This is a genomic window from Arthrobacter sp. B1805, from assembly GCF_002929745.1.
GTDB lineage: Bacteria > Actinomycetota > Actinomycetes > Actinomycetales > Micrococcaceae > Arthrobacter_D.
Map to the genome: position 1 here is coordinate 106,831 of NZ_PJIQ01000009.1, position 15,024 is coordinate 121,854.

The window sequence follows — 15,024 nt, forward strand, 5'->3', positions numbered from 1 at the left end:
CCCGGTCATGAAACGAGCGAGCAGCCTGCGTCATTAGCTGCGGAAGATGCCATCGCTTAAACTCGGGAAGTGCCTTCTTCCGTCGACGCCCTAGCAAACCTCCCCCTCCGCGATGATCTCGTCGGGTTGCACCCGTACGGCGCTCCGCAACTGGACGTCCCCGTCCTGCTCAACGTCAACGAGAACACGCACGGCGTGCCGGCCGATGTTCATGCCGCCATCGTGGAAGCAGTTGCCGAGGCCACGCGGGGATTGAACCGGTACCCGGACCGTGAATTCACGGAACTCCGCAAGAACCTCGCGGACTACCTGGGACACGGACTGACGCCCGATCAGTTGTGGGCGGCCAACGGGTCGAACGAAGTCCTCCAGCAGGTCCTCCAGGCCTTCGGTGGACCAGGGCGCACCGCTATCGGGTTCCCGCCCACGTATTCGATGTACCCGCTCCTGTCCAGTGGAACCGGGACCCGGTATGTCACCGCGGAGCGCGGCGCGGCCTATGCGATGACACCAGAGGCCACTGCAGCAGCGGTTCGAGACTCCGAAGCGAACATCGTCTTCCTGTGCTCGCCGAACAATCCGACGGGTACAGCGTTGGATCTCGATGTCATCGAGGCGGCCTACGACGCCGGCCAGGACGCGCGGGCCATCATCATCGTGGACGAGGCCTACGGCGAGTTCTCGCAGGCGGGGAAGCCGAGTGCACTGACTCTTCTCCCGGGGCGCCCCCGGCTGCTGGTGTCGCGGACCATGAGCAAGGCGTTCGCGCTGGCCGGTGCGAGGATCGGGTACCTCGCGGCTGCTCCGGAGGTAGCAGACGCCCTTCGTCTTGTCCGCCTGCCGTACCACCTGTCGGCCATCACCCAGGCGACAGCGAATGCAGCGCTCACCCACGCGGATACGCTGCTGTCGAATGTCGAGGCGATCAAGGTCCAGCGTGACCGCATCGTGCGGGAGCTCACGGCCCTCGGACTCTCGCCCGCTCCTTCGGACGCCAACTTCGTGTTCTTCTCCGGCCTTCACGACCCGCGTCGGATCTGGGAGGGGCTGCTGGACGCCGGTGTTCTCATTCGGGACGTCGGCATCCCGGGCTCCCTCCGGGTCACCGCGGGAACAGAACAGGAGACCACGGTGTTCCTGACCGCGTTGACCAAGCTGCTCCAGATCGCCCGGTAGGGCTGTCCGGCCGGCTCGTCTCCTAGACTTGGAGCAGAGGGCGGCCGAGGCCCTAACCAGCCCACCCCGCCCGACGAACGCGTGACCGCGCCTGCTCGACCGGCAGCGCACCGAAGGAATGCAATGACAGTTGATGCCGCCCGCGGCCGTACGGCCCGCATCGAGCGTGTGACAAGCGAATCCAGTGTCCTCGTCGAACTCGACCTCGACGGTACGGGCGTGTCCTCGATCGACACCACCGTGCCGTTCTACGACCACATGCTCACCGCCCTGTCGAAGCACTCGCTCATCGACCTGACCATCAGGTCCTCGGGCGACACCCACATCGATGTCCACCACACCGTCGAGGACACGGCCATCGCCATCGGCGAGGCCCTCCGGCTCGCGCTGGGCACGAAGGCCGGGATCCGTCGGTTCGGCGAGGCCACCGTCCCCCTGGACGAGGCTCTGGCGAACGCCGTCGTCGACATCTCCGGACGCCCGTTCCTCGTGCACGGCGGCGAGCCGGCGGGGCAGGAGTACCACCTGATAGGGGGTCACTTCACGGGCTCCCTGACGCGTCACGTCTTGGAGGCCCTCGCCCTGCACGCACAGATCTGCCTGCACGTAACCGTCATCGCGGGTCGGGATCCGCACCACATCGTCGAAGCCCAGTTCAAGGCACTCGCCCGGGCCCTGCGCGCAGCAGTGGAACCGGACCCGAGGGTCGAGGGCATTCCGTCCACGAAGGGGGCACTATGAGTACGCGGACCGTGACTGTCCTGGACTACGGGTCTGGCAACGTCAGGTCGGTCGTCCGTGCACTCGAGCACGTCGGTGCCGACGTGGTCCTGAGCGCCAAGCCCGACGACGTCCTCAACGCCGACGGCCTGCTCGTACCCGGTGTGGGGGCTTTCGCTGCTGTGATGAAGGGCCTGAAGGACGTCGACGCGCTGCGCATGATCGGTCGCAGGGTCGCCGGCGGGCGTCCGGTCCTCGGGATCTGCGTCGGGTTGCAGGTGCTGTTCGACGAGGGTGTCGAGCACGGCGTCCGCACGCCGGGCATGGGGGAATGGCCAGGGACCGTCGAGCGGTTGAAGGCCGACGTCGTTCCGCACATGGGCTGGAACACGGTGAAGGCGCCCGAGGACACCGTCCTGTTCGACGGTATCGGTGACGAGCGCTTCTACTTCGTGCACTCCTACGGGGTGCAGGACTGGTCCTTCGACGTGACGCAGCCCGCCATGAAGCCTCCGCAGGTCACCTGGTCCGACCACGGAGGCCCCTTCATCGCGGCCGTCGAGAACGGTCCCCTCAGCGCCACCCAGTTCCACCCGGAGAAGTCCGGCGATGCAGGTGCCCAGCTGTTGAGGAACTGGATCGAGGGCCTGAAGTGACGCGATGCTGAGTCTCGTGCTGATGGGGGTGGCAGGGCTCCTCATCGGTGGGGCGTTCTCCCTTCGCAGCCAGGAGTTCCCCCTGTGGGTATGGATCGCCTTCCTGGCTCTGGCCGGTCTCGCACTGCTTGCCGCCTACCTGTTCACACTGTCCGGCGAGTAGCCGGACCCGCCCCGACGTCACGACACCGCGGCTCCGGCCGCCCGTACGAAAGCAGATCATGAGCCTTACCGAAACACCCACGCTCGAACTCCTCCCCGCCGTCGACGTAGCCGATGGGCAGGCTGTCCGCCTCGTGCAGGGCGAGGCGGGCAGTGAGACCAGTTACGGCGATCCGCTCGACGCGGCGCTGGCCTGGCAGGAGGACGGAGCAGAGTGGGTGCACCTCGTGGACCTGGATGCAGCTTTCGGCCGGGGCTCGAACCAGAAGTTGCTCGAACGGGTCGTCAAGCACCTCGACATCAAGGTCGAGCTCTCCGGCGGAATCCGGGACGATGCTTCCCTCGACGCCGCGCTGGAACTCGGCGCCACGCGGGTCAACCTCGGGACGGCTGCTCTCGAGAATCCCGAATGGACCGAGCTCGCCATCGCCCGCTACGGCGACGCCGTCGCAGTCGGGCTCGACGTCCGCGGGACCACTCTCGCGGCCCGGGGCTGGACCGAGGAGGGTGGCGACCTGTGGGAGGTCCTGCAGCGCCTCGAGGACGCCGGCTGTGCCCGCTATGTCGTCACCGACGTGACCAAGGACGGAACCCTCAAGGGCCCCAACCTCGCACTCCTGAGGGAGGTTCTCTCGAAGACAACCCGACCCGTCGTCGCCTCGGGCGGTATCTCGAGCCTCGATGACATCGCCGCCCTGCGCGAGCTCGTGCCGCAGGGTCTCGAGGGAGCTATCGTCGGCAAAGCGCTGTACGCCGGGGCGTTCACCCTGCCGCAGGCACTCGACGTGGCAGGGCTGCCCGGCGCGGACGCGTGACCGGCAGGCAGCTTCCCGCTCACATCGCGGCGGCGCTGGCGGGCAACACCGCTGACTCCGCAGGCCGGCCGTGGGCCGGCCGCGACCTGTCCGGTCCCGACAACCCGCTGCACAGCTTCGACGACGACGACGGCGCGGCCAACCCGCAGCTCATCGCGGCCCTGGCCGGACTGCTGGCGGCTGCCGACGAGCCCGGCGCGCCCGAGAGAGCTGTCCTCACCGCCCTGAAGGCAGCCCGGGTGTTCATTCCCATCGTCGCCCAGGTCGCTCGGGCGGCGGAGACCCATGCCGGGCTGACGGCAGACAAGGAAGCCGATATGGCCCTTGTCACGCTGACGGCGCCCGATGGTCGGAAGGCGCTGCCGGTCTTCTCGTCGACGCAGGCGCTCGAGCGCTGGCATCCGGACGCGCGACCGGTCGCCGCCTACGCGGCGCGGGCTGCACTCGCCGCCGTCGCCGAGGACGCGGAACTCATGGTGCTCGATCCGGGAGCGGATCTCACCTTCGTGGTCCGGCGCCCGGCCCTGTGGGCCCTGGCGCAACAGGTCGACTGGACTCCGTCCTACGAGGATCGGGCTCTGGCGTCACTCGTCGAGGTGGCGGCGCGAGGAGAGGAACGCATCCTCTCCCTGGCCCTGCGGCCAGCCGCAGGCGTTCGCACCCGCTCGGCCGACGGTAGCATTGCCTCCGGCGGAGGACCCGGTCCCGAACTGCGGATGGACCTCCAGCTCCAGGGCGGGCTCTCGCCCGATGAGGTGCGCGACGCCGTCTCGTCCTTCCGTACGAGGCTGCTCGCCATACCCGAATTCGTGGAACGGGTCGACTCGCTCGATATCAAACTCACCCGCTGACGGAGGCGTCGGCGGAGAAAGACTGGCCGTGAACTTCGCCGTATACCGGGATCTGCTGCGCATCCGCTCCGTTCGCATGCTGTTGATCGTCGGCATGATCGCCCGCTTCCCCCACTCCGCAGCGGGTGTCCTACTGACACTGCACGTCGTGCAGACCCTCGATCGAGGCTATGCCGAAGCGGGTGCCGTCGCTGCCGTCGTCACCATCGGTATCGCCGTCGGAGCTCCCTGGCGCGGGCGGCGGATCGACACGGTCGGGCTGCGTCGGGCGCTCATCCCCTCCGTCGTCGCCGAAGCGGCCATCTGGTCGATCGCCCCACACCTGTCCTACCAGTGGCTCCTCGTCGCGGCACTCGTCGGCGGACTCTTCACCCTTCCGGCGTTCTCCGTCATCCGGCAGGCGCTCGGCGTGTTGGTGGAGGGCGACCGGCGTCGCACGGCCTTCACCCTCGACGCCATCTCCACCGAGGTCATCTTCATGGCCGGGCCGGCGGTCGGTGTCGTGTTGGCGACGCAGGTGTCGACCGTGCTCGGACTGACACTCGTCGGGCTCGCCACGGCATCTGCCGGCCTCTTCCTCATGTGGTTCAATCCGCCGACCCGCTCGGGGCAGCGTCCCGACGGGGGAACGGTGCCGGCGGCGGCGCCCTCAGGAGTGGGCGAAGCCGCAGCCGACCTCATCGGCTCGCGCGACGCGGGTACCGGGGGCGGACTCGGGGTATCACTGTTCCGTCGCGGGGTACGGCACGCATTCCCCTGGCTGACGATTCAGCTCGTCGTCGTCATGGTCATTGCTGCGGGCGCGGGCCTCGTGCTGTCGGGCTCGGAGGTCGGGATCGTCGCCGCCCTCGAGCTCTCCGGCAACGAGAGTCAGCTCGGGCTCGTGTTCGTCGCCTGGTGCGCGGCGTCCGTCGTGGGCGGCCTGGTGTACGGCGCACTGCATCGGCCCGTGGCACCCGCGGTCCTGCTCATCGGCATGGGGGTGCTGACGCTGCCGATGGGGTTCGCCGACAGCACTCTGTCACTGGCACTGCTCTCCATCCCGGCGGGCCTGCTCTGCGCTCCTGTACTCTCCGCGGCCTCGGAGAAGGTCGCGGATCTCGTCGCCGAGGAGCGGAGGGGCGAGGCGATGGGCTGGTACGGGTCCGCGCTGACGTCCGGGGTGGCGCTCGGTGCTCCGGTCGCCGGCGTGCTGATCGACCTGACGGGTCCTTGGGGCGGTTTCACCGCGGTCGCCGTGGTCTCCGCGCTGATCGGCGTGGTCGGACTCGCCGCACGGAACCTCGGTGGCCAGGGCATCGCGGCCAAGCACACGCACGCAGGGCGCTAGTCGCCCGGAAGGACGGCCGGGGCGCGGAGCTGCACGAACAGGTGGGGTGGCGAAGGGGACACCCGAAGGCCGGTGCGCGGAAGCGCCATCCGGAACCGAGCGCGGAAGCGCCATCCGGAACCGAGCGCGGAAGCGCCGCCCGGAACCGAGCGGGGAAGCGGCGCCGAAGGCCGGTGCGCGACGGCGCCGCCCGGAACCGAGCTGGGAATCGGCGCCCGAACGCGTCGGGCACCGCTGGAACTCAGTTGACGGGGCCCGTGTACTTCTCGCCCGGCCCCTGGCCAGGAGGGTCCGCGATGATGGACGCTTCGCGGAACGCGAGTTGCAGGGATCGGAGGCCGTCGCGCAATGGTCCGGCATGCTGTGACCCGATCTCGGGCGCAGCCGCAGTGACGAAGCCGGCAAGGGCCGTGATCAGCTTGCGCGCCTCGTCGAGGTCCTTGAGCTGCTCTGCGTTCTCCTCGTGTCCGAGGCCGCACTTCACGGCTGCGGCACTCATGAGGTGGACGGCCGACGTCACGATGACCTCCACCGCGGCGACCTCGGAGATGTCGCGCATCTGCTGGCGAACGTCCTGCTCCGCGTCGGACGCGGCGACCCCCTGCTCCTGCTCCTCTGCAAAGCTGCGACGGGAAGCCGCTGCGGCCCCGTCATCGAAAGAGTGGTGCGGATTGTCGTGTGGAGTGTTCATACTGGTAAGCTTGGCATAGACCAACCGGTCGCTGTTACTCGTCGTGCTCCGTCAGGAGCTTTCGGGAGGGGCGCCGGGATGCAAGCGGAGACCTCTCCCACCCGCGTTTGCCTGGTGCGCCCTTGGACGCATTGCAGGTAGCCGGGTCACCTGGTCGGTCATGATGATGATCGCGCAGGAAGCCCAGTGCTTTCGCCCATCGTTCATGACTGTCCGTCGAGGCCTTCGATTGCGCATGCAATGGGAGGCCTTCTTTCGTTTGCAGGCGGTTCCAGATTGAGAATCCACAGGAGTCACACATTAGCGAGCCAAGAATCAATGATCGTATCCGCGTTCCCGAGGTGCGGTTGGTCGGACCTGCCGGCGAACAGGTAGGAATCGTCCGTATCGAGGACGCGCTCCGACTTGCCGCCGAGTCCGACCTGGATCTGGTCGAGGTAGCACCGCAGGCAAAGCCTCCGGTCGCCAAGCTCATGGATTTTGGTAAGTACAAGTACGAAGCGGCTGTAAAGGCGCGCGAGGCACGGAAGAACCAGACCAATACGGTGCTGAAGGAAATTCGTTTCCGCCTCAAGATCGACACCCACGACTACGAGACCAAGCGTGGGCACGCGATCCGCTTCCTCGGAGCTGGTGACAAGGTCAAGGCCATGATCCAGTTCCGCGGGCGTGAGCAGCAGCGGCCCGAGATGGGCATCCGCCTGCTGCAGAAGTTCGCCGATGACGTTGCAGAGGTCGGAGTCGTCGAGTCCTCGCCGCGCATCGACGGACGCAACATGGTCATGGTGATCGGTCCCACCAAGAACAAGGCGGAAGCCAAGGCGGAGGCTCGCCGCGAAACCCAGCGCGCCGAGGCGAAGGCTGCCAACGAAGCTGCCAAGACAGGCGGTGACACCAGGCGTGTCGACACCTCCGGCGATAGCGGTGCCCCCCTGACGCAGTCCCTCGCGGATCTGCTGCCCGAGGGCTACGCGATCAGGAGCGAGCCAGAGGCTGCTGTGAAGGAGACGCCCGTGCAGGCGGCGCCCGCCGAAGACGCTCCTGTCTTCGAGATGGCTCCCGCTGCGGAGACTCCGGCGGCTACGAGGCCCCCGGCCCAGGCAGCACCCGCGGCGGCTTCGGCGCCGAAGGCCGCACCGGCCCGGTCCTCGTCCGCTCCGCGGACGACGGCATCGCGTCCGGCTGCAGGGCGCCCCGCGGCGTCACGGCCGGCCGTCGACCGGTCGGCCGCTGACCGTCCGGCGGTGTCACGCCCGGCGGCTACTGCTCCGGCACCGAGGCCCGCGACAGCTACACCCGCGACACCGGCTTCGCCTGCCGCACCCTCGGCCGCCAAGCCGGCCGCGGCACCGAAGCCGGCGGCCACAGCCAAACCTTCGGCCATGCCGAAGCCCGGAGCGCCGAAGCCGTCGGCGACCCCTAAACCTGCCGGCAGGACAGCTCCGACAAAGAGCCCTACCAGCCGTCCCAAGCCCGGAAGCACGGACTAGGGCTCCGGCCCACTCCCTACGGGTACGTACGAAAACCAGCAGGCACCTCCGGGTGCCGAATTCCGGGTGCAAGCGCCCGGCCAACTGAAGGAGATCGGTTCCCATGCCGAAGATGAAGACCCACAGCGGCGTCAAGAAGCGCTTCAAGCTGACCGGTAGCGGCAAGCTCAAGCGCCAGCAGGCGAACCGCCGCCACTACCTGGAGCACAAGTCCTCGACGTTGACACGCCGCCTCGCGAGCGATCAGATCGTCTCGAAGGCCGACACCAAGGTCATCAAGAAGATGCTGGGCATCTAACCACCAATCCATCCCTCGGGAAAGCGCCGCGTGAACCGTGCAGCGCTGCGGCTGCGGCCGTGACCGAAGAAGAACAAAAGGAGTACGCACGTGGCACGTGTGAAAAGGGCAGTCAACGCCCACAAGAAGCGTCGGGTCATCCTCGAGCGCGCCAAGGGTTACCGCGGCCAGCGTTCGCGCCTGTACCGCAAGGCGAAGGAGCAGCTGCTCCACTCGTTCGTCTACAGCTACGGTGACCGCCGCAAGCGCAAGGGCGACTTCCGTCGCCTGTGGATCCAGCGCATCAACGCTGCATCCCGCGCCAACGGCCTGACCTACAACCGCCTCATCCAGGGCCTCAAGGCCGCCGAGATCCAGGTCGACCGCCGGATGCTCGCCGATCTTGCCGTCACTGACGGCGCCGCATTCGCTGCGCTCGTCCAGATCGCCAAGAACGCCCTGCCTGCCGACACCTCGGCTCCGCTCAAGGCTTCGGCCTAGGCTATTCGGCTGTTGCAGGCCGCAGGCCCGCGCACCCGTACATGATGAGTGAGAACGGACGCCCCCAGGCGCCACTGATGACCAACACCCAGGCAGACCGGGTGAAGGAGGTGGCACGCCTGGCCGGGCGTCCGTCTCGTTTAAGGCGCCGCGAGTTCCTCGCCGAAGGGCCTCAGGCGGTGCGCGAAGCCCTTCGCCTGCACCTCGGTCGCAGAGCGAGCGGCGGTGGTGTCGGCGGCCGTGTCGTCGTCGATGTGTATGCGACGCAGGATGCGCTCGATCGGCATCAGGACATAGCGGACCTGCTCGCCCTGGACGGCTCGCCCGACGTCCGTCGGGTGAACCCGGACGTGCTGGCCGCGATGTCGTCGACCGTGACCCCGCAGGGCTTCATCGCGGTCTGCACCTTCGTCGACGTCACGCTGGACGATGTGCTCGCCACCGCCCCGCGCCTCGTCGCCGTGCTCGTCGAGGTTCGCGACCCTGGCAATGCGGGAACGATCATCCGCGCTGCCGACTCCGCGGGCGCTGACGCCGTCATCCTGACCAGTGGCAGCGTGGACCCCTACAATCCGAAGACCGTGAGGTCCACCGTGGGGTCGCTGTTCCACCTTCCGCTCGTGATCGGGGTAGAGCTCGAGGGCCTCATCGAGAGGCTGCGGGACGCTGGGATGACGGTCCTCGCCGCGGACGGGTACGGCGCCACGAGCCTTGATGACCTCCAGGACACCAGCGCCGCGCGCAGGTTCGCTACGGTCCAGGAGCCGGTCGACAGCGGAGCGCAAGGACACGGACTCGGCGCCCAGGCCGCCGAAGGGCCGGACGCCGCCGTCGCTGGAACCGCAGGCCCCGCCGTCCCGCGGCTGGAGAACGCCAGTGCGTGGTTCTTCGGCAATGAGGCTCAGGGACTCCCGGACGAGGTGACCGCTGCCGCAGATGCGCGCGTCGCCGTTCCGATCTACGGGCAGGCGGAGTCGCTCAATGTCGGCACTGCTGCCACGGTGTGCCTGTACGCTTCAGCGCGCGCGCAACGCCTCCGCTGACCTGACTTCGCTCGACGTCGGAGTGTCCATCGCGGCACGACGGCGTTCCAGCTTTCCGCTGACAAGGGCGACCCCCAGCCCGAGTAGGGCGAGGATCGCTCCCACCGTGGCAGGAGCGGTGAACCCCCAACCCGCCGCGATGACCGCGCCACCGAGGGCCGCACCCAGGGCATTGGCTGTGTTGAGCGCGGAGTGGTTCAGTGATGATGCGAGCGAGGGCGCACCAGGGGAGACATCCAGAAGGCGGGCCTGAAGGGGAGGAATGAGCATCGACCCGCTCGTTCCCACCAGGAAGACGAAGAGACACGCGCTCCACGGTCGGGTGGCCGCGAGGGGAAACAGCACCAGAACGGCCGCGATGGCAGCCATGACGCCGTAGATGCTTCCCATGACGGACCGGTCGGCCAATCGACCGCCCAGGATGTTGCCGACCACCATGCCGATTCCGTACAGCGCGACCACGAGGGGCAGCAGAGACGTGCTGAGTCCCGCGACCTCCGTCATGAGCGGCGAAACGTAGGAGTAGACGGCGAAGAACCCGCCGAACCCCACGATGCCGATCAGGAGGGTCATCCAGACCTGCACACGACGCAGGGCATTCAGCTCGCGGCGGATGCTCGCGCCGGCCCGCACCGGTATGTCCGGTACGAAGGCCCTGATCAGGACCAGCGTCGCTGCGCCGATCAGGCCGACGAGAAGGAACATCGAGCGCCAGCCGAACTGTTGCCCGAGCCAGGTGGCGAAGGGGACACCGATCACGTTGGCGATGCTGAGGCCGAGCATCACCATCGAGATGGCCCTGCCGCGCCGCGCGGGATCCGCGAGTGACGCGGCGATGACGGCGGCGACGCCGAAGTAGGCGCCATGCGGAAGACCGGACAGGAACCGGGAGGCGAGCATCCAGCCGAAACCGGACGCGAAGAAGGACGAGAGGTTGGCGAGGGTGATGACCAGCATCAGGGCCAGTGCGACCGCGCGCTGGGGCTTCTTCGCACCGAGGACGGCGAGGACAGGGGCGCCCACGACCACTCCGAGCGCATAGGCGGAGATCACGTGCCCTCCCTGCGCGTAGTCCACGCCGAGATCCGTCCGCATCTCCTCGAGCAGGCCCATGATGGTGAACTCGGTCGTACCGATGGCGAACCCTCCTACGGCGAGTGCGCCGATCGCGAGGACGAGGCGGCGTCCCGAGAGGTGCTGCGCGGGGGTACCCCCAGGGTTCGGGGAAGTACCGGTGGCGGACGGTCCTGTGCTCGACGGGGGAACGGGGGAACTCATCGGGTGTCCTTGCGGCGGGAGGTGAGGGGCAGGCTTGTCGCCGGTCGGCCCTGCGGCAGGGTGGGGTGGGCGGCGACGTGGACGTCGTCGTCGTCCTTCCAGCCTAGGTGATGGGTCAGGCCTTCGCGGATTGTGCAACCACTTGCGGGTGCGAAAGGCCTTTGCAGGCGAATAATCAGCAGTCTTACGATCAGCAGACGAGATTCGGTTGAGCAGCGGCCACTCGTACCTTCTGCTCAGGAGTTCCCTATGTCATCATCTACGCGTTCCACGGCCCGCGGCGCAGGAGTCGTTCCTGCTCTCGTCGACGGGGCCACCTCATGAGGACGTTCGGGGTGGAGGAGGAATTCCTCCTGGTCGATGCGGACACGGGGCAGCCCATGCCGCTCGGGCAGGAGGCCTTCGGTCAGTGTTCCGACGACCGCGTCACGTGCGAGATCAAGCAGGAACAGATAGAGACCGGTACCCGTCCCCACGATGACGTGAACGACCTCGCCATGGACATCGCGCGGTGTCGTGCCCTCGCCGACGAGGCAGCGATACGCGTAGGAGCGAGGGCTGCAGCTCTCTACCTCCCCGCAGCCGGCGAACCCGCTCGCGACGCCCGGCACCAGGTACGAAGTGATGCAGGACAGGTTCGGCCTGACGGCGAGCGAGCAACTGACCTGCGGCTGCCACGTCCATGTATCCGTCGAGGACGACGACGAGGGCGTCGCCGTGCTGGACCGCATCCGTGCTTGGCTGCCCGTCCTGCTGGCGCTCTCGAGCAATTCATCGTTCTGGTACGGCACGGATACCGGGGTACGCGAGCTATCGCTCGCAGGCGTGGAGCCGCTGGCCGATGACCGGCCCCGCCAGGGTGGCCGGCTGGGGCCGGGCGAGCGCCTCCTGAACCAGGGGCTACCCGCGCCAGCGGCTGTAGGCATAGAACGATCGACTATAGGACGAAGAGATGGGATCACGTCATGGGTTGCACACCGCATTCATTTCAATTGCCGCAGAGCGAGCACCTGCGCGAGGACAACAATCTGCCACAGGAGCCGGAGAACGAGAGCGCCGCAGAATTCTCGGAGGAGACCTTCACCTCCACCGAGCTGAACGCCGGTCAGCAGGTACCAGGGTTGAGCCCGCATGGCGAGTACCGGCGGGGCGACAACCCCGAACACCAGACTGCGCCCACGGGTGACAAGCTCGCGTCGCCGGAAGAAAGCTGAACGGCCCACGGGGTCGGATGGTGCCGCGGGGTTCCATCGATAGACTCGGCGGGTGACGCAACCAGCACCCAGCCAGCTCCTCCAGGTCGTCGGAGCGGCTGTTGTCGACTCCCTCGTCGACCCGACCGCACTCCTCGTCGCCCGGCGAACAGGGCCGCCACAGTTTGCCGGGATGTGGGAGTTCCCGGGAGGGAAGGTCGAACCCGGGGAGACCTGCGAGGAGGCGTTGCGGCGCGAACTCGAGGAGGAACTGGGCATCGAGGCCACTCTGGGCGCAGAGATCCCGGGCCCGGATGCGCAGGGGTGGCCCCTGAACGAACGTGCCGCCATGCGCGTGTGGTTCGCCGAGGCGTCGACCGGTCGAGCGGAACCCCTCCAGGATCACGACGAACTGCGGTGGGTGCCGTTGCATCCGGGGCTGGAGCTGGAAGCGCTTCCCTGGATTCCCGCGGACCGGCCGATCCTTGCCGCGCTACGGGACGCCTGCGCGGTGGACGAGAGAGCCTGACCCATCGCCGCTCGGCCTAGAACAATGAGGACTGGACCGGACGGTGCGCCGCAGGACTCCCGCTGAGCGTCGGATCGGGCGCCGCTGCCGGTTCCTTCGCAGGCGACAGGTTGCGGAGGAACCCGGCACCTGCCGTGAGCCCGTGTTTCTTCCGGAAGACCCTGACGCGTCCCGACAGCCACTCCCGGTACTCCTTCGACGCGTAGCTTCCACCTCCGTAGAGCTGCTCGTACTTCGGGACCAGCAGCGGATGATGGGCGGACAGCCACTGCATGAACCACTCGCGCGACCCTGGCCGGAGGTGCAGTGGGCCGGCACTCACGCCTGTCGCCCCTGCCGACGCGAGCTCGCCGAAGAGCCGATCGAGCGATTCGTCGCCGTCGGTGAGCCAGGGCAGGATCGGCATTGCCATGACGCCGCACGGCAGTCCGGCCTCCCGGAGCCGGGAGATCAGTTCGAGCCGCGCTTTGGGTGCGGGCGTGCCGGGCTCGATCGCTTCGGCCAGGACGGGATCCACGAGGGCGAGCGAGATTCCCATGCCGACCGTGACCGACTGCGCAGCGGCCTTCAGGAGGGGGATGTCCCTGGCCAGGAGTGTGCCCTTGGTGAGGATGGAGAAGGGAGTGCCGGAATCCGCAAGTGCCGAGATGATGCCCGGCATCAGCCGGTATCGTCCCTCCGCCCGCTGGTACGGGTCGGTGTTCGTTCCGAGGGCGACATGCTCGCGGTGCCAGGACGGGCGGGACAGTTCCCGCCTCAGTACTTCGCCGGCATTGATCTTCACGACCAGTTGAGCGTCGAAGTCCAGGCCGGTATCGAGATTGAGGTAGCTGTGCGTCTTCCGGGCGAAGCAGTAGACGCATGCGTGTGAGCAGCCGCGGAACGGATTGATGGTCCAGGAGAACGGCATCGACGATGTAGGGGGCACCTTGTTGAGCACTGACTTCGCCGTCACCTCGTGGAAGGTGATCCCGGCGAAGTCCGGTGTTCGCACGGTCCGTACGAGTCCGGCAAGAGGTAGGAGGGCGGGCTCGACCGCCCCGCCGTCGTCCGTGAGCTTCTGGCTTTCCCATCTCATGCTGTCATTAGAACATGTGTACTAATACCCTGTCACGACGCGCCGGCACGAACGCCTAGGCTGGAACCATGATCCTGCTGACCGGTTTCGAACCCTTCGGCGGCGAGGCCACGAACCCGTCCTGGCAGGCTGCGTGGCTCGCAGCCGAGCTGCTGTCCGCGGAGGGGATGCCGGCGGTCGCCGTGGAAGTTCCGTGCGTCTTCGGGAGGAGCGTCGAGGTACTCGCCGAGGCCGTCGAGGACCATCGACCCGAGATCGTGCTGTGCGTCGGGCAGGCGGGTGGGCGCGAGCGCATCTCCATCGAGCGCGTCGCCATCAATGTCGACGACGCCAGGATTCCCGACAATGCCGGCCGGCAGCCCATCGATGAACCAGTGGTCCCCCAGGGCCCGGCCGCCTATTTCTCGACGTTGCCGATCAAGGCGTGCCGCGAGGCGGTGGCACGCCTGGGTGTCCCGGTCGAGGTGTCGCAGACCGCGGGGACCTACGTCTGCAACCACCTCTTCTACGGGTTGATGGACCTTCTCCAGCGCCGTGACGGTGTCCGCGGTGGCTTCGTCCACGTCCCCTTCTCTCCGGACCAGGGAAGTGCCCACGGGCAACCGGGGCTCGCCATCGAGCACATGGCCGCGGCCCTCGTGGCCGTCGCCAGGACGACGGCCGGGACCACCACGGATACGCGCGTCACCGCCGGCGCGGAGCACTGACCCGCGAGGAGCGCCCAGCCCTTCGCGAGGTCCAGGCGGCCTGGGCGGCGTGGATGCTCGCGGCGAGTGGCCGCACCGGCTGCTCGAGGTAAGCGCCGTCGGCGAGCCCCGCGCGCCGCTCGAAGATGTTGCGAGAGGCAGGATCTCCCGTCCGCAGGAGGGAGTAGACCGCGGCCAGCATGTACGCGGGAAGGAAAGGCAGTCCGAGGCACGCGGCGTACTGGCGCGTGTGCCGCGCCTCGTGCTCGAGCAGGCGTGCGAATCCGGCGGGCGCGTCCCGGGGGACAGTACCGCGCATCAGCACCACGCTACCGACGGTGAAGGCCCGGGCCCTGGGCAGGCGACGGCGGTAGCCCTGCGCCAGGATGATGCCGTGCGGGCCCGAGGTCACGCTGCAGCCTGACAGGGTTGCCAGGGCGAGGCCGCACGGTGTCGACAGGTTGATCCAGTTGAGCAGCGGCACGAGCCTTGGACGCATGCCGTCATCGTAGGGCACCTAGCAGAGTCCCACGAGGGGAGGAGGGCTG

18 protein-coding genes and 1 pseudogene are annotated in these 15,024 nt (G+C 67.9%); 15 read left to right on the forward strand and 4 right to left on the reverse strand.

Going from position 1 to position 15,024, the window contains the following annotated elements; translation table 11 throughout:
• The first annotated feature begins 69 nt into the window (after nt 1–69).
• From CXQ96_RS11765 to CXQ96_RS11790, 7 genes are all read left to right on the forward strand, one after another.
• Nucleotides 70–1,176 carry a histidinol-phosphate transaminase gene (locus tag CXQ96_RS11765; protein ID WP_104118239.1) on the forward strand — a complete coding sequence of 369 codons (1,107 nt, stop codon included), beginning with the start codon at nt 70–72 and terminating at the stop codon, nt 1,174–1,176.
• A gap of 123 nt (nt 1,177–1,299) precedes the next feature.
• Nucleotides 1,300–1,917, forward strand: a complete 618-nt coding sequence (gene hisB, locus CXQ96_RS11770) for an imidazoleglycerol-phosphate dehydratase HisB (protein WP_104118240.1) — start codon at nt 1,300–1,302, stop codon at nt 1,915–1,917.
• Complete coding sequence (gene hisH / locus CXQ96_RS11775) at nt 1,914–2,552, forward strand: imidazole glycerol phosphate synthase subunit HisH (RefSeq protein WP_104118241.1); 639 nt, start codon at nt 1,914–1,916, stop codon at nt 2,550–2,552. Before hisB ends, hisH begins: the two co-directional genes overlap by 4 nt.
• A gap of 4 nt (nt 2,553–2,556) precedes the next feature.
• Entirely contained in the window at nt 2,557–2,715 is a 159-nt protein-coding gene (locus CXQ96_RS18425; RefSeq protein WP_181036440.1) for a hypothetical protein, read from the forward strand.
• Between the two features lie 58 nt (nt 2,716–2,773).
• A complete protein-coding gene (gene priA, locus CXQ96_RS11780; protein WP_104118242.1) occupies nt 2,774–3,529 on the forward strand; it encodes a bifunctional 1-(5-phosphoribosyl)-5-((5-phosphoribosylamino)methylideneamino)imidazole-4-carboxamide isomerase/phosphoribosylanthranilate isomerase PriA in 756 nt (251 codons plus the stop codon).
• Nucleotides 3,526–4,380: an SseB family protein gene (locus tag CXQ96_RS11785; RefSeq protein ID WP_104118243.1), complete on the forward strand. Its 855-nt coding sequence runs from the start codon at nt 3,526–3,528 to the stop codon at nt 4,378–4,380. The genes priA and CXQ96_RS11785 overlap by 4 nt, the downstream gene beginning before the upstream one ends.
• Before the next feature lie 28 nt (nt 4,381–4,408).
• Nucleotides 4,409–5,710: an MFS transporter gene (locus CXQ96_RS11790; RefSeq protein ID WP_104118244.1), complete on the forward strand. Its 1,302-nt coding sequence runs from the start codon at nt 4,409–4,411 to the stop codon at nt 5,708–5,710.
• Between the two features lie 241 nt (nt 5,711–5,951).
• Here the strand turns inward: CXQ96_RS11790 and CXQ96_RS11795 are convergent, their stop codons facing one another.
• Nucleotides 5,952–6,401, reverse strand: a complete 450-nt coding sequence (locus tag CXQ96_RS11795) for a DUF1844 domain-containing protein (protein ID WP_104118278.1) — start codon at nt 6,399–6,401, stop codon at nt 5,952–5,954.
• A gap of 314 nt (nt 6,402–6,715) precedes the next feature.
• Here CXQ96_RS11795 and infC point away from each other — a divergent pair, with 314 nt between their 5' ends.
• The 4 genes from infC to CXQ96_RS11815 all read left to right on the forward strand — a co-directional run bounded on the left by infC (nt 6,716) and on the right by CXQ96_RS11815 (nt 9,712).
• Complete coding sequence (gene infC, locus CXQ96_RS11800) at nt 6,716–7,891, forward strand: translation initiation factor IF-3 (RefSeq protein WP_258059086.1); 1,176 nt, start codon at nt 6,716–6,718, stop codon at nt 7,889–7,891.
• Between the two features lie 103 nt (nt 7,892–7,994).
• Complete coding sequence (gene rpmI / locus CXQ96_RS11805) at nt 7,995–8,189, forward strand: 50S ribosomal protein L35 (RefSeq protein ID WP_104118246.1); 195 nt, start codon at nt 7,995–7,997, stop codon at nt 8,187–8,189.
• Between the two features lie 90 nt (nt 8,190–8,279).
• Nucleotides 8,280–8,669 (forward strand): 50S ribosomal protein L20, encoded by a 390-nt coding sequence (rplT, locus tag CXQ96_RS11810; RefSeq protein WP_055772447.1) that lies wholly within the window; start codon nt 8,280–8,282, stop codon nt 8,667–8,669.
• A gap of 44 nt (nt 8,670–8,713) precedes the next feature.
• On the forward strand, nt 8,714–9,712 hold the full coding sequence (locus tag CXQ96_RS11815) for an RNA methyltransferase (RefSeq protein WP_104118279.1): 999 nt from the start codon (nt 8,714–8,716) through the stop codon (nt 9,710–9,712).
• On the opposite strand, the gene CXQ96_RS11820 is transcribed toward CXQ96_RS11815, so the two are convergent.
• Nucleotides 9,686–10,990, reverse strand: a complete 1,305-nt coding sequence (locus CXQ96_RS11820; RefSeq protein WP_104118247.1) for an MFS transporter — start codon at nt 10,988–10,990, stop codon at nt 9,686–9,688. The genes CXQ96_RS11815 and CXQ96_RS11820 overlap by 27 nt on opposite strands.
• A 380-nt stretch (nt 10,991–11,370) precedes the next feature.
• On the opposite strand from CXQ96_RS11820, the pseudogene CXQ96_RS19055 reads away from it, so the two are divergent.
• The 3 genes and pseudogenes from CXQ96_RS19055 to CXQ96_RS11835 form a co-directional block, all read left to right on the forward strand.
• Nucleotides 11,371–11,731, forward strand: a pseudogene (locus CXQ96_RS19055) (glutamate-cysteine ligase family protein); the annotation flags it as partial.
• 224 nt (nt 11,732–11,955) lie between these two features.
• Nucleotides 11,956–12,204 carry a hypothetical protein gene (locus CXQ96_RS18430; protein ID WP_181036442.1) on the forward strand — a complete coding sequence of 83 codons (249 nt, stop codon included), beginning with the start codon at nt 11,956–11,958 and terminating at the stop codon, nt 12,202–12,204.
• Between the two features lie 52 nt (nt 12,205–12,256).
• Entirely contained in the window at nt 12,257–12,712 is a 456-nt protein-coding gene (locus CXQ96_RS11835) for an NUDIX domain-containing protein (protein ID WP_104118249.1), read from the forward strand.
• Between the two features lie 16 nt (nt 12,713–12,728).
• Here CXQ96_RS11835 and CXQ96_RS11840 read toward each other — a convergent pair whose 3' ends face one another.
• A complete protein-coding gene (locus CXQ96_RS11840) occupies nt 12,729–13,790 on the reverse strand; it encodes an Rv2578c family radical SAM protein (RefSeq protein WP_104118250.1) in 1,062 nt (353 codons plus the stop codon).
• A 68-nt stretch (nt 13,791–13,858) separates the two neighbouring features.
• Here CXQ96_RS11840 and pcp point away from each other — a divergent pair, with 68 nt between their 5' ends.
• Entirely contained in the window at nt 13,859–14,497 is a 639-nt protein-coding gene (gene pcp / locus CXQ96_RS11845; RefSeq protein WP_104118251.1) for a pyroglutamyl-peptidase I, read from the forward strand.
• Here pcp and CXQ96_RS11850 read toward each other — a convergent pair.
• Nucleotides 14,475–14,975, reverse strand: coding sequence for a DUF4157 domain-containing protein (locus CXQ96_RS11850; protein WP_146070871.1), 501 nt, complete (start codon nt 14,973–14,975; stop codon nt 14,475–14,477). The genes pcp and CXQ96_RS11850 overlap by 23 nt on opposite strands.
• Nucleotides 14,976–15,024 lie beyond the last annotated feature (49 nt).

What these genes read in the sequence shown, in the direction of transcription:
- CXQ96_RS11840 (WP_104118250.1), bottom strand. Translation starts at nt 13,790, where the DNA reads ATGAGATGGGAAAGCCAGAAGCTCACGGACGACGGCGGGGCGGTCGAG.
- hisH (WP_104118241.1), top strand. Translation starts at nt 1,914, where the DNA reads ATGAGTACGCGGACCGTGACTGTCCTGGACTACGGGTCTGGCAACGTC.
- CXQ96_RS11815 (WP_104118279.1), top strand. Translation starts at nt 8,714, where the DNA reads ATGAGTGAGAACGGACGCCCCCAGGCGCCACTGATGACCAACACCCAG.
- CXQ96_RS11850 (WP_146070871.1), bottom strand. Translation starts at nt 14,975, where the DNA reads ATGCGTCCAAGGCTCGTGCCGCTGCTCAACTGGATCAACCTGTCGACA.
- CXQ96_RS11820 (WP_104118247.1), bottom strand. Translation starts at nt 10,990, where the DNA reads ATGAGTTCCCCCGTTCCCCCGTCGAGCACAGGACCGTCCGCCACCGGT.
- hisB (WP_104118240.1), top strand. Translation starts at nt 1,300, where the DNA reads ATGACAGTTGATGCCGCCCGCGGCCGTACGGCCCGCATCGAGCGTGTG.
- rpmI (WP_104118246.1), top strand. Translation starts at nt 7,995, where the DNA reads ATGCCGAAGATGAAGACCCACAGCGGCGTCAAGAAGCGCTTCAAGCTG.
- CXQ96_RS18425 (WP_181036440.1), top strand. Translation starts at nt 2,557, where the DNA reads ATGCTGAGTCTCGTGCTGATGGGGGTGGCAGGGCTCCTCATCGGTGGG.
- CXQ96_RS11795 (WP_104118278.1), bottom strand. Translation starts at nt 6,401, where the DNA reads ATGAACACTCCACACGACAATCCGCACCACTCTTTCGATGACGGGGCC.
- priA (WP_104118242.1), top strand. Translation starts at nt 2,774, where the DNA reads ATGAGCCTTACCGAAACACCCACGCTCGAACTCCTCCCCGCCGTCGAC.
- pcp (WP_104118251.1), top strand. Translation starts at nt 13,859, where the DNA reads ATGATCCTGCTGACCGGTTTCGAACCCTTCGGCGGCGAGGCCACGAAC.
- CXQ96_RS18430 (WP_181036442.1), top strand. Translation starts at nt 11,956, where the DNA reads ATGGGTTGCACACCGCATTCATTTCAATTGCCGCAGAGCGAGCACCTG.